General features: G+C 73.2%; 12 protein-coding genes. 9 read left to right on the plus strand and 3 right to left on the minus strand.

What is annotated here, in order from left to right:
* Positions 1–40: 40 nt before the first annotated feature.
* The 5 genes from FRADC12_RS21985 to FRADC12_RS22005 all read left to right on the plus strand — a co-directional run bounded on the left by FRADC12_RS21985 (position 41) and on the right by FRADC12_RS22005 (position 4,922).
* On the plus strand, positions 41–2,284 hold the full coding sequence (locus tag FRADC12_RS21985) for a branched-chain amino acid ABC transporter permease (RefSeq protein WP_045878059.1): 2,244 nt from the start codon (positions 41–43) through the stop codon (positions 2,282–2,284).
* Positions 2,271–3,101 (plus strand): ABC transporter ATP-binding protein, encoded by an 831-nt coding sequence (locus tag FRADC12_RS21990; RefSeq protein WP_045878060.1) that lies wholly within the window; start codon positions 2,271–2,273, stop codon positions 3,099–3,101. Before FRADC12_RS21985 ends, FRADC12_RS21990 begins: the two co-directional genes overlap by 14 nt.
* Complete coding sequence (locus FRADC12_RS21995) at positions 3,098–3,919, plus strand: ABC transporter ATP-binding protein (protein WP_084011101.1); 822 nt, start codon at positions 3,098–3,100, stop codon at positions 3,917–3,919. The genes FRADC12_RS21990 and FRADC12_RS21995 overlap by 4 nt, the downstream gene beginning before the upstream one ends.
* A gap of 79 nt (positions 3,920–3,998) precedes the next feature.
* A complete protein-coding gene (locus FRADC12_RS22000; protein WP_052711083.1) occupies positions 3,999–4,418 on the plus strand; it encodes a hypothetical protein in 420 nt (139 codons plus the stop codon).
* A 78-nt stretch (positions 4,419–4,496) separates the two neighbouring features.
* Complete coding sequence (locus FRADC12_RS22005; protein WP_045878061.1) at positions 4,497–4,922, plus strand: PPOX class F420-dependent oxidoreductase; 426 nt, start codon at positions 4,497–4,499, stop codon at positions 4,920–4,922.
* A gap of 46 nt (positions 4,923–4,968) precedes the next feature.
* On the opposite strand, the gene FRADC12_RS22010 is transcribed toward FRADC12_RS22005, so the two are convergent.
* Both FRADC12_RS22010 and FRADC12_RS22015 read right to left on the minus strand, forming a co-directional pair.
* The gene (locus tag FRADC12_RS22010) at positions 4,969–6,111 is read right to left on the minus strand and encodes a M56 family metallopeptidase (protein WP_045878062.1); all 1,143 of its coding nucleotides are present in this window, start codon (positions 6,109–6,111) and stop codon (positions 4,969–4,971) included.
* A complete protein-coding gene (locus FRADC12_RS22015) occupies positions 6,112–6,753 on the minus strand; it encodes a BlaI/MecI/CopY family transcriptional regulator (RefSeq protein ID WP_232303960.1) in 642 nt (213 codons plus the stop codon).
* Between the two features lie 228 nt (positions 6,754–6,981).
* Here FRADC12_RS22015 and FRADC12_RS22020 point away from each other — a divergent pair, with 228 nt between their 5' ends.
* The 3 genes from FRADC12_RS22020 to FRADC12_RS22030 all read left to right on the plus strand — a co-directional run bounded on the left by FRADC12_RS22020 (position 6,982) and on the right by FRADC12_RS22030 (position 9,859).
* Entirely contained in the window at positions 6,982–7,635 is a 654-nt protein-coding gene (locus tag FRADC12_RS22020) for a TetR/AcrR family transcriptional regulator (RefSeq protein WP_052711085.1), read from the plus strand.
* A gap of 192 nt (positions 7,636–7,827) precedes the next feature.
* Complete coding sequence (locus tag FRADC12_RS22025) at positions 7,828–9,042, plus strand: acyl-CoA dehydrogenase family protein (RefSeq protein ID WP_232303961.1); 1,215 nt, start codon at positions 7,828–7,830, stop codon at positions 9,040–9,042.
* Entirely contained in the window at positions 9,035–9,859 is an 825-nt protein-coding gene (locus FRADC12_RS22030) for an SDR family oxidoreductase (RefSeq protein WP_198153002.1), read from the plus strand. Before FRADC12_RS22025 ends, FRADC12_RS22030 begins: the two co-directional genes overlap by 8 nt.
* A gap of 372 nt (positions 9,860–10,231) precedes the next feature.
* Here FRADC12_RS22030 and FRADC12_RS22035 read toward each other — a convergent pair whose 3' ends face one another.
* The gene (locus tag FRADC12_RS22035) at positions 10,232–10,963 is read right to left on the minus strand and encodes a TetR/AcrR family transcriptional regulator (RefSeq protein ID WP_084011102.1); all 732 of its coding nucleotides are present in this window, start codon (positions 10,961–10,963) and stop codon (positions 10,232–10,234) included.
* A 110-nt stretch (positions 10,964–11,073) separates the two neighbouring features.
* Here FRADC12_RS22035 and FRADC12_RS22040 point away from each other — a divergent pair, with 110 nt between their 5' ends.
* The gene (locus FRADC12_RS22040) at positions 11,074–12,564 is read left to right on the plus strand and encodes an NAD(P)/FAD-dependent oxidoreductase (RefSeq protein ID WP_045878064.1); all 1,491 of its coding nucleotides are present in this window, start codon (positions 11,074–11,076) and stop codon (positions 12,562–12,564) included.
* Positions 12,565–12,634 lie beyond the last annotated feature (70 nt).

Here is a 12,634-nt window from a genome sequence, read left to right on the forward strand (position 1 = left end):
GGGCTGCGGCCGGCCGACAGAGGAGACGGGAGGTCGGCGCATGCACGAGTTCCTGGTCTTCACGATCAGTGGCCTGACGACGGCCGGGATCTACGCGATCAGCGCGTCCGGGCTGACCCTCACCTACGTCACCACCGGCGTGTTCAACATCGCCCACGGCGCGACCGGCATGCTCGCCGCGTTCGTCTACTGGCAGTTGCGCTACGGCTGGGGCTGGCCGACACCGGTGGCGCTGCTGCTCTGCGTCTGCGTAGCCGCCCCGCTGTTCGGGCTGCTGCTGGAACGGGTGGTGATGCGCCGGCTCGCCGGCGCCCCCGAGACCACCAGGCTGGTCGTCACCGTGGCGGTGCTCGTCGTCCTGGTCTCGGTCGACCAGTGGATCTGGGACCCCAGCGAGTTCCGCGGCTCGCGGGAGCTGTTCGCCGGCCGGGGCGTCCATCTCGGCGACATCCAGGTGCCGTACAACGATCTGATCGTCCTGCTGGTCGCGGCGGCGGTCGCCGGCGCGCTGTGGCTGTTGCTGCACCGCAGCCGGGCCGGCATCGCGATGCGGGCCCGGGTCGACGACCCGGCGCTCGCGACGCTGAACGGTGCCCGGCCGCGGACGTCGGCGCGGCTGGCCTGGATGATCGGCACCGCACTGGCGGCGCTCGCCGGCATCCTGATCGCGCCCAAGCTGACCATGTCGGCCATCCCGCTCACGCTGCTCATCGTCAACGCCTACGCGGCCGCCGTCATCGGGAGGCTGCGCAGCCTTCCGATGACGTTCGCCGGCGCGCTCGTCGTCGGGCTGCTGTCCGACTTCGCCGTCGGCTACCTGCCGAAGATCAGCTACGGCCAGCAGTACCTGCGCGGCGTGCTGCCGGTGGTGCCGGTCCTGGTGCTGCTGGTGGCGTTGCTGGTGCTGCGGGCCTCCCGGCTGCGCGGCCGGCCGTCGCTGGCCGTCCGGGAGATCACCCCGACGCCGACCTGGGCCGGTGGGCTGTGGTTCTGCACCGCGGTCCTGTTCGCCGCGCTGATCGCCGCGACGACGATGCGCCCGGCCGACCTGTTCGCCTCCACCTCGATGTGGGGGCTCGCGATCGTCGGCCTGTCGATGGTGCCACTGGTCGGCTACGCGGGCCGCATCTCGCTGTGCCAGCTGAGCTTCGCCGGGATCGGCGGCGCGGTCGTCGCGCACGCCGGGCACGGCGGCGATCCGGCGGCCCTGCTGCTGGCCGCCGCCGTCGCGGCCGTCGTCGGCGCCGTCGTCTCACTGCCGGCGCTGCGGCTGTCCGGGATCTACCTGGCGCTGCTGACCGGCGCGTTCGCCGTCACACTGGACAACTGGATCTTCCAGCTGCCGTCGTTCACCGTCGCCGGCCACCGCTTCGACTTCTTCGAGGGCGGCACGCTGTCCGTCGACCGGTTCCGGCTCGGGTCCTTCCACACCGACTCCTCGAAGGCGTTCTTCTTCACCGGCGCGGTGCTGTTCGTCGCCGCGGCCCTCGTCGTCATCGCGGTGCGGCGCAGCGAGCTCGGCCAGCGGCTGATCGCGGTCAAGGAGAGCCCGGCGGCGTCGGCCACGCTCGGGATGAACGTCCGGCTGACGACGTTGGTCGTGTTCACCCTCTCGGCCGCGATCGCCGGGCTCGGCGGCGGTGTCTACGCCTCGGCGGTGCGCTCGACCACCGCGGACGCGTTCAGCTTCTTCACCGGGCTGACGCTGCTGCTGCTCGTCGTGGTCGGCGGGGTGAGCTCGATCGGCAGCGGGCTGGCCGCCGGCGTGCTGCTCGGCAGCGCCGCCGTCAGCAGCGCCGCCGGGGACTCGGCGGGCAGGGTCACCGCGACCGTCACCGGACTGGCCGCGCTCGCGCTGGCCGCCAACCCGAACGGCCTGATCCCCTCGGTGCTGCGGCCCGCCTACGAGCCGGTGCGCCGGGCGCCCGTCGTGCTCGTCGGCGCGGTCGGCGTCGTGGCCGCGTTCTGGGCGCTGGAGCTGGCCCACCTGGTCACCGGCGGGCTGTTCCTCGTGGTCGTCGCGGTGGTCGCGGCCGCGGCGCCGCTGGTCGCGCGGGCCGTCGTCGGCGGCTCCTGGGCGGCGGCCGCGCCGAACCCGGCGCTGGCCGCCGTCAGCGCCCGGGCGCCGGCCGAGGGGCCGGACGCCGGGCTGTCGGGCCCGCTGGAGTGGCTCGGCTTCGACGCGCCGGTGAGCCGGGCCGACCTCGACGTGCTCGACGCCCGGCTCGCGCTGGACACCGTCGATCCCGGTCTGCCGCGGGAGGTCCGCGTTGGTGTTGCTTGAGGTCCGCGACGTGACGGTTCGCTACGGCGGGCACGTGGCGCTGAACGGGGTCAGCCTCGGGGTCGAGGCCGGCCGGGTCACCGGGCTGATCGGGCCGAACGGTGCGGGGAAGACCAGCCTGTTCAACGTCCTGACCGGCCTGCTCACTCCCAGCTCGGGGCAGGTGCTGCTCGACGGCGAGGACGTCACCGGCCTCGCTCCCTACCGGCGGGCCCGGCGGGGCATGGCCAGGACCTTCCAGATCCTGGAGCTGTTCGGCCAGCTCACCGTGCTGGAGAACGTGCAGCTCGCGGCCAGGCTGCGCCGCCGCATGCCGGGCCGCCACTCGCGGACCGGCGTGGCATGGCAGCGCGGTCCCGGCACGGTCGACCCGCGTGCCCTGCTCGACCGGGTCGGCCTGGCCGCGATGGCCGACCGGCGGGCCGACACCCTGCCGACCGGGCAGGGCCGGCGCCTCGAGCTCGCCAGGGCGCTGGCCGTCCGGCCCCGGGTGCTGCTGCTCGACGAGCCCGCGAGCGGGCAGGACGAGGCGGAGACGGCCGCTTTCGGCGACCTGCTCGGCGACCTCGCCGACGAGGGCCTGGCGATCCTGCTCGTCGAGCACGACATGACGCTGGTCATGGGCGTGTGCGCACACTTGTACGTGCTGGACTTCGGCAGCCTGATGGCCGAGGGTGACCCGGCCGGCGTGCGGGCCGACCCGCGCGTGCGCGAGGCCTATCTCGGCACCGTTCCCGAGCCGGGCGGCCCAGCCGACGGGCTGACGCTCACGGGGCTGGCCGCGCCGGCCGGGCACGCCGCCGGGGAGCCGCGATGATCGCCGGGCTGCGGCAGCGCCGGCCCGTGGACGCGCCGGACGTGGCGCCGGCCGCTGCTCCTGGAGCGCCGCTCGTCGAGGTCCGCGGGCTGCGGGCCGGCTACGGCCGGGTCGAGGTCCTCCACGGCGTGGACCTCTCCGTCCGGGCGGGTCAGGTGCTGGCGATCCTCGGTCCGAACGGGGCCGGCAAGTCGACGCTGCTGCGGGTGCTGGCCGGCCTGCACCCGTGCGCCGGCGGCGACGTCGTGCTCGGCGGGCGGCGGGTCACGGGCGCGGACCCGGTCGACCTCGCCCGCCGCGGGCTGTGCCTGATCCCGGAGGGGCGGGGCGTGTTCCCGAGTCTCACGGTCCGGGAGAACCTGCGGATGATGACGCACCGGCGGGCCGGGATGTCGGTGGCCGAGGTGGAGGAGCGGGCGGTCGCGCGGTTCCCGCGGCTCGGCCAGCGGCTGCACCAGCCGGCCGGCACGATGAGCGGCGGCGAGCAGCAGATGCTCGCCCTGGCCCGGGCGATCGTGGCCGAGCCAGCGGTGCTGCTGCTCGACGAGCTGTCGATGGGACTCGCACCCCGGGTCGTGGCCGAGCTGTACGAGACCGTGCGGGCTGTCGCCGCCGAGAACGTGACGATCATCGTGGTCGAGCAGTTCGCGGCGACGGTCCTGGCGGTCGCCGACATCGCCGCGGTGCTGGTCGAGGGACGGGTCGCCGTGGCCGGCCCGCCCGCCGAGATCGCGGGCCGGCTGTCGAGCGCCTACCTGCTCGGCCAGCGCCCGCCTGACGACTCCGGCGTGGCGGCCCCGCGCGCCGCCGCGCCATGAGACGCCCCGGACGGCCACCCGCCGTGACCACACGAAGGCCCGCCCGCCGGGCCACCACGACGATCGACGAGGTGAGATCGTGACGACCGAGACCACCAGCACCCCGACCGCCGTGGCCGGCCCGCCTGGCACCGGGGGCGACGCCGCCCAGGTCGGCGGCACCGGTCCCGCCGGCCCCGGGCCGGGGAGCCGGGCCGAGGCGTTCCGCGCGGAGATGGCGACACTGCGCATCCGTGACCCGCGAGGCCGCCTCGACGGGCTGTTGCTGCGCGCCGGCGCCCTGCTGCTCGTGCTGGGGCCGGTGCTCGGGATCGTCGCCTACTTCCTGTCGCACTCGACGACGAACCCGCTGCAGCAGCGGGACGCGGTCGTGCTCGGCACGGTCGGCGTCTCCGTGACCGTCGTGGGCGCCGCGCTGTTCGTGCGCTACTCGATGGCCGCGTTCCTGCGCTTCTGGCTCGCGCGCATCCTGTTCGACCGCGAACACCCGCCGACCTGAGCCGGAGCGCCCGCGCCGAGCTGGCGGTCAGGCCGCTCGGGTTGTCGGTGGGCGCGCCGGCCGTGGCAGGGTGGGGGCATGGTTGCGATGGGTGCGGGAGAGTGGCAGGCGTTCGCGGGGGCCGGGACGCGGACCGGGAAGCTCGCGACGGTGCGGGCGGACGGGCGGCCGCATCTGGCCCCGATCTGGTTCGTGCTCGACAGGGAGGACATCCTCTTCAACACCGGCGCCGACACGGTCAAGGGACGCAACCTGCGCCGGGACGGTCGGGCGAGCCTGTGCGTCGACGACGACACGCCGCCCTACGCGTTCGTGATCGTCAACGGCACTGTGACGCTCTCGGAGGATCTCGCCGAGGTGCGCCGGTGGGCCGCGGTGATCGGCGGGCGCTACATGGGCGCGGACCGAGCCGAGGAGTTCGGCCGCCGCAACGGCGTGCCCGGCGAGCTTCTGGTCCGTCTCACCCCGACCAGCGTCCTGGCCGAGCGCGCCGTCGCGGACTAGCGCGTCGCCGAGTGGTCCGTCGCGGGCCGGTCTGGACCCGCGTGGCTCAGGGCCCGAACTGGTCCTCGACGGTCAGGGCGATCCGCAACGGGGTGTGGACGTCGTAAACGATGTTGCCGGCCCACAGGCAGGAGCTCAGCGACAGGATCGCGGGGATGGTGACCAGCATCCGGTGCCTGCTGCTCGGCAGCGGCCGCAGCAGGGCGCTGACGCGGCGCGGGACCGGGCCGGGCTGAGCCGGGCGCAGCCGGGCGTAACGGGGCCGCCACCTGCTGGGGGTGCGCCGCGGGCGGTCGACCAGCCAGGCGGGCGAGGTGATCCGCAGCGCGTGCGGCTCGACCGGATGACGGCCGGACTGGTGCGTCGGGCACCAGGAGGCGCCGGGCGCCGGCGCGGCCGCTCGGGCCGACAGCCGCCGGGCCGGGGCCGGCTTCCCGGAGGACGGTGACGCGGACGCCGACCGGGCCGGGGCCGCCGAGCCAGCGGCGGCGGTGGCCAGCGCGACGGCACCGATGGTCCGGGCGACCAGAGCCCGGTCCCCGATCTCGAGCGCGGCCCGTTCGTCGGCCCAGCGCTCGACGCCGTACTCGACCAGCCGGGCGACCGGGCGCAGCAGTGGCTGGCCGGCGGCGGCGAGCCGGGCCGCGTCGACGTAGCGGTGGTGGTGACAGGCGAGGTGTGCCCGCTCGTGCGCCAGCACGACCTTGAGCTCGTCGCTGCTCAACGCGTCCCGCAGCGCCTCGGTGACCACGATCCGGCCGCGAACGCCGGGCAGCGTGAACGCGTCCGGCGCCGTGCCGGGCACGACGACCACGAGGTCCTCACCTGGCAGCGCCGCGGCCTCGTCCTCGGCGGCCCGCAGGGCCGCCCGCTGCCGGTGGAAGGCGCGGATCGCGGATACCGCCGCGACGATCGCGACGATCGCGAACGGACCGGACAGCCACGCGTCTCGGCCGGCGTCGGCCCACGCCTCGGTGGTCCAGCCGCGCTTGCCTGTCTTCACGATCGCCGTCGTCGTGTGGATGCCGCTGGCGAACAGCACCAGCGCCGTGGCGAGTGCCAGCAGGCAGGCTGACACGGTGAACGCCACGACGGCGACTCCGGCCGCCACCCGGTCGGCGAGCAGCCGCATCACGAGCGTGCCCAGCAGCGGCGCGACGAGCGCGCACAGGACCAGCTCGCGGACCATTCAGTGTCCGGCCGGTATGCCGCCGAAGCCTGAACCGTGCCCGCGCCGCCCGTCTCGGGCGTCAGGAGGTCGAGCCGCGCCGTCCCAGCCTCGGTCTGGGGCGTTGCCGCGGTCGGACGACCCTTCGGCGAGCAGCTGACGGATCAGCGCCTCGTCGCCAGGCGAGAGGGCGGCGACGAAGTGGGTCAGCGCTGGGCGGTGGTCGGCCTGCTCGTCGAGCAGCCGGTTCATCCGCCAGGCGACCAGGCTCGCGGCGTCGGACTTCGCGACATAGAGGAACGCGCGACCGGCTCGTCGGCGCGTCACGACGCCCTTGCCATGCAGCCGGGTGAGCGTCGTCACGACGGCGCTGTAGGACAGCGCGGGGCCGCCGTTGAGCCGCTCCCGTACCTGTGCGGGCGAGAGCTCGCGGCGCGCGGTGTGCAGCACCGTGAGAATCTCGGCCTCCAGGGACCCCGGTGACCGGCGCCGGCCGCGTCCAGCGGCGGCGGCCAGCCCCACTCCGGTCATCGCTCCGGCGTGGTCGTCGAGGTCGTCAGCGCCGTAGGCGCCGGCCTCGGTGAGGGCCCCGTCCAGCAGGCCGGTCCCACCCAGGCGGTCGTCACGGGCATCGTCCGCGTTTGCGTCGGCATCGGATACCACGCCTATGACCATACGGACCCCGGCGACCTCTATGCGAGGGGTGGGGTGGCTACGGCGCGTCGAGGCCGGACCGCGCCGGCATGTGGCGGACGCCGCGCACCCGCTCGGGCACGATTCGCGCACCTTCTCCCTAGGCTGGCCCCTGAACCGGGCCTGGATCGGCGCCCGCTGCGGGCGGCCCGGCGATCCGCCCGACCAAGCGCTTGGTTGACAGGCGATAATCCTGCCGTGAGCACCTCGTCAACCCGCGCCGGCGGGCCGGGCCGTGGCGGCCGTCTCGGGCGGCCGACCGCCGCGGGGGAGTCGGAGCGGCGGGCGGCCATCGTCGAGATCGCCGCCGGGCTGTTCGCCGAGCGCGGGTACCGGGCCACCACGGTCCGCGAGATCGCCGACGCCGCCGGCATGCTCTCCGGCAGCCTGTACCACCATTTCGACTCCAAGGAGTCGATCATCGATGAGCTGCTGTCGAGCTTCCTCACCGAGCTGCAGGCCGAGTACGCCGCGATCGCGGCTGTCCCGGCGCCGGCGACCGACACGATCGCCGCACTGGTCCGGTCGGCGTTCGCGGCGATCGCGCGGCACCGGGCCGCCGTCACCGTCTTCCAGAACGAGCGCGGCTACCTCGCGACGCTGCCGCGGTTCGGCTACCTGCGCACCTCCGAGGAGGCCAGCCAGCGGCTGTGGCTGGACGCCCTGCGGGCCGGGATCGCCGCCGGTGAGCTGCGTGCGGACCTCGACCCGAAGCTCACCCACCGGTTCCTGCGGGACGCGATCTGGGTGTCCGTGCACTGGTATCGCCCGGATGGGCGGCTGGCACCGGGCGAGCTGGCCGAGCATTTCCTCGCGACCGTCTTCGACGGCATCCGCGCCCGGCCCGCGTAGCCGGTACCGGCCCGGCCGCACCAGCGGGCACTGGTCGCCGTTTTCGGAGGTGGTCCTGGTCCGGCTCCGACCGCGCTCCGACGCCGAACCTGCGATCCACAGGCCGCGCGGCGACGCGGACTCGGCCGTGACAGGGCTGGACCGGAGACCAAAACCAAGCGCTAGCTTGGGTGAGCGGCTAGCCTGGCTGTCGTGGTGTCGACGGTGCGGCCCGCGGCCGCCAGGACAGCCGCCGGCCGGGGTGAGGCTGGCGAGTCGGCCGGGTTCCGGGCCGAGGTGCGGGGCTGGCTCGCGGACGCCCTGACCGGCGAGTTCGGGGCGGCGCGCGGGCTGGGCGGCCCAGGGCGCGAGCACGAGGCCTTCGAGCTGCGGGCAGCCTGGGAGCGGCACCTCGCCGCGGCCGGCTGGACCTGTCTGAGCTGGCCGAAGGCCTACGGCGGGCGTGAGCTTTCGCTGGCCGACCAGGTGGTCTTCCACGAGGAGTACGCCCGAGCCGACGCGCCGGCCCGGGTCGGGCTGATCGGCGACGGCATGGTCGGCCCGACGCTGATTGCGTTCGGCACCGACGACCAGCGTCGCCGGTTCCTGCCGCCGATCCGCGCCGGCGCGGCCCTGTGGTGCCAGCTGTACTCCGAGCCCGGCGCCGGATCCGACCTCGCCGGGCTCAAGACCCGCGCGCACCGCGACGGCGACAACTTCGTGATCAACGGCCAGAAGGTCTGGTCGTCGCTGGCCCACCAGTCCGACTGGGGCTTCGCCCTGGTCCGCACCGAGCCCGGCTCGCAGCGTCACAAGGGCCTGTCCTACCTGCTCGTACCGATGCGCCAGCCCGGCATCGACATCCGCCCGATCGTCTCGATGACCGGGACCTCGGAGTTCAACGAGGTCTTCTTCGACGATGCCCGCACCGACGCGGTGAACCTGGTCGGAGCCGAGGGGGATGGCTGGACGGTCGGGATGGCCACCCTCGGCTTCGAGCGCGGCACGTTCACTGTCGGCCAGCAGATCGGCTTCAAGCGCGAACTGGAGCGGGTGATCGCGCTGGCCAGGAGCAACGGCGCCTGGGAACGGCCCGACCTGCGCGACCGGCTCGTCCGGGCCTGGATCGGGGTCGAGATCATGCGGTTCACCGCGCTGCGGACGCTCGCCGACTCGGCGGCCGACACCCCGCCTGGCCCGGCGGCGTCGATCGGCAAGCTCTACTGGTCCACCTGGCACCAGCAGCTCGGCGAGCTGGCGATGGACGTGCTCGGCGCCGCCGGCATGCTCGTCGAGGGCGAGCCGTACGAGCTGCGGCCCGAGCAGTCGCTGTTCCTGTTCAGCCGGGCCGACACGATCTACGCCGGGTCGAGCGAGATCCAGCGCAACATCATCGCCGAGCGAACGCTGGGGCTGCCGCGTGCCTGACCCGAAGCTGACCAGGAGCCCCGCCGCGCCGCCGGTTGTGCTGGCCGCGCCCGAGCCGCCGCCCGGGCGGGACCTGCTGCGCGGCAAGGTCGTGCTGGTGACGGCCGCCGCGGGAACCGGCATCGGGTTCGCGACCGCCTGGCGGGCGGCGCTGGAGGGGGCGACGGTGGTCGTCTCCGACCATCACGTCCGACGCCTCGGCGAGGCCGCGGCCAGGCTCAAGGACATCGCCGGTGAGGAGCCGCTCGCCGTCGCGTGCGACGTGCGCAGCGAGGAGCAGGTCGGCGCACTGTTCGACGCCGTCCACGCCACCCACGGTCGGCTCGACGTCCTGGTCAACAACGCGGGCCTGGGCGGCGATGTGCCGCTCACCGAGATGACCGACGAGCAGTGGGCGACCGTCCTCGACGTGACGCTCACCGGCACCATGCGGGCGACGAGGGCCGCGCTGCGCCGAATGCTGCCGGCCGGCGCCGGGGTGATCGTCAACAACGCCTCCGTGGTCGGCTGGCGGGCGCAGGCCGGCCAGGCTCACTACGCCGCGGCCAAGGCCGGCGTGATGGCGCTGACCAGGTGCGCCGCGATGGAGGCCGCGCCCTACGGGGTCCGGGTGAACGCCGTGGCGCCGAGCCTCGCCATGCACCCGTTCCTGGCGAAGGTCAGCGACCCGGACTTCCTCGCCGAGCTCGCCAGCCGGGAGGCGTTCGGTCGTCCCGCCGAGCCCTGGGAGGTCGCGACCGTCATCGCCTTCCTGGCCAGCGACTACTCCACCTATCTGACCGGCGAGGTCGTCTCCGTCAGCAGCCAGCACCCGTAGCGCCCGGCGAGGTGCCCGGTCACGGGTCTCACCACGTCCAGTCGTGTTCGGCTACGCGTCCGGTCAGGTCCGGCAGCGAAACGCGAGAGCGGTCCCTACGACCTGATCGCCGCTCGGATGACCGTGGCCTGTGCCGCAGCCAGATCGCATACCCAGACGGGGATCTTCGGCCGGTTCGAGCCAGTTGACTGGCCATGATCGCGAACTACGTATGGAGAGATGTCGCAAATCGGGCATGGGCTGCCAGTTTCCATACCAAGTCCGCGATCATCGAGCGCCGGAGCGGAGACGCGGGCCGTTGATCGCCAGTTGGGTACGGATTTCGGCCTCGCGCGAGGCTCCCCAAGCCGGAACTGGCCGCCCGCCACGCGCCTAGCCCGGCGTTCGGCCGGTGGTCGGCATTGGTTGGGCCGCCGGGGCGTAGGCGCGGACGAAGAGGTCCACGTTGGCGCGGATCGCCGTGTCGAGTTCCGGGGAGCCGAAGGCTGGGGGTGCGGCGAGGGCGAAGGTGCCGAGCTCGGTCATCTGCCACGAGGCTCCGGTGACCAGGGTGACGAACTGACCGGCCGCGCGGGCCGGGTCGTCGATGGACAGCGCGCCGGCATGGGCGAGGCGGGCCAGGCAGCCGATGAGCGCGGGCCAGACCGGCGTCGCCACGCGCTTCTGCCATAGCGCCAGCAGCTTCGGGTGGCGGGGGGCCTCGGTCTGTACGAGCAGCCGCAGCGACGCGGTGTCCGGGCTCGCGAAGACCTCGGTGATCCGGCCCGCCAGCTCGACCAGGTAACGGGCCGCGTCGTCGACGCCGTCGAGCCGGTCGGGGAAGGCGTGCGTCGCGCCGCGTAGCGCCTCGAGGTTCACCGTGATCCGGTCGTCCACGACGGCGAGGAACAGGGTCTCCTTGTCGCCGAAGTGGTTGTAGAGCGTCTGGCGGGAGACCGGGGTGGCGGAGGCGATGTCGTCGAGGCTGGTCGCGGCGTAGCCCTGCCGCGCGAAGACCTCGAACGCGGCCCCCATGATCGCGTCGCGTTTCGCCTGCCGGCCACGGCCTGGCGTCGTGACGACCCCCGTCGCGTCTGAACCCCCCGCGCCCGTGGTCACCGGCACAGGGTACTCTCCTGGACTCACGCGCCCAGAATTTTAGACTTCACTGTCTAGATTTATGGACAGGTGTGTCCGTCTGGTCGCCCTTCGTCCTCGACCAAGGAGAGGGAGACGTGAGTTCCCCCCAGGTTCCGCACACGGTGGTCATCGGCGCCGGTCCCGCCGGCCTGACCGCCGCCTTCCAGTTGGCCGCCCGCGCCGCGGCCGTCACGGTGTTCGAGGCCGACGACGTGGTCGGCGGCATCAGCCGGACCGTCGAACGCGACGGCTGGCGGTTCGACATCGGCGGCCACCGGTTCTTCACCAAGGTCGCCGCCGTCGACGCGCTGTGGCACGAGATCCTGCCGGCCGAGGATTTCCTGCTCCGGCCCCGGATGAGCCGGATCTACTACCAGGGAAAGCTCTACGACTACCCGCTGCGGGCGATGAACGCGTTGCGCAATCTCGGGCCGGGGCAGGCGGCGCTCGCCATCGGGTCCTACGCCCGCGCGAGGCTGCGGCCTCCCAGGGACCAGAGCAACTACGAGGCCTGGCTGGTCGCGCGTTTCGGGTGGCGGCTTTACCGCACGTTCTTCAAAACGTACACCGAGAAGCTCTGGGGAATCCCGGTCATCGAGATGCCGGCGGACTGGGCCGCGCAGCGGGTCAAGAACCTCTCACTGTCGTCCGCGATCGTCAACGCCGTGTTGCCGAGGCGGAACCAGAAGGACATCACCAGCCTGATCGAGGAGTTCCACTATCCGAAATTCGGCCCCGGAATGATGTGGGAGACCTGCCGCGACAAGGTCGAGAAGATGGGGGGCACGGTCACGATGAACACCTCCGTCACCGCGGTGCACCACGCGGGTGGCCGGGCCACGGCGGTCACCGTCCGCTCGGGAGACGGCGGCCGAACCCGCGTGCCGGCCGACCAGGTGATCTCCTCGACGCCGCTGTCGACCCTGGTACTGAGCCTGGACCCACCGGCGCCGCCGGAGGTCGTCGAGGCGGCGAAGGACCTGCGCTACCGCGACTACCTGACCGTCGCCCTCGTCGTGCCGGCGGAGTTCAGCTTCCCGGACAACTGGATCTACATCCACGACCCGGGCGTGCGGGTCGGTCGCATTCAGAACTACGGCTCCTGGTCGCCCTACCTGGTCAAGGAGGGGCGGACCTGCCTGGGCCTGGAGTTCTTCGTCTTCGAGGGCGACGACATGTGGTCCAGCCCCGATGGAGACCTGGTCGCGCTCGCGACGCGCGAACTGGAGATGCTGGGCCTGGTGCGCCCTGGCGCGGTAGAACGAGGCTACGTCGTCCGTGTGCCGAAGGCCTACCCGACCTACGACCAGTTCTATCGGCGCAACGTCGAGATCATGCGTGAATGGCTCGCCGAGAACGTCCCGAACGTTCACCCGGTCGGCCGCAACGGCATGCACCGGTACAACAACGCCGACCATTCCATGCTGACGGCGATGCTGACGGTCGAGAACATCCTCGACGGCACCCGTCATGACGTCTGGACCGTCAACGTCGAAGAGGAATATCACGAGGAGAAAAGGTCCGGCGGTGGGACGGTCGGTACCGGACGGGACGCGCCGGTTCTGCCCCGGCGGGAGCGGCGGTGACGGGGCCGTGGCAGGCTTGTGTGGTGGCGACTCCGGTCTGACGAGAACGGGGCGTGCCCGCTGGCCGGAT

Source organism: Pseudofrankia sp. DC12 (assembly GCF_000966285.1).
GTDB lineage: Bacteria > Actinomycetota > Actinomycetes > Frankiales > Frankiaceae > Pseudofrankia.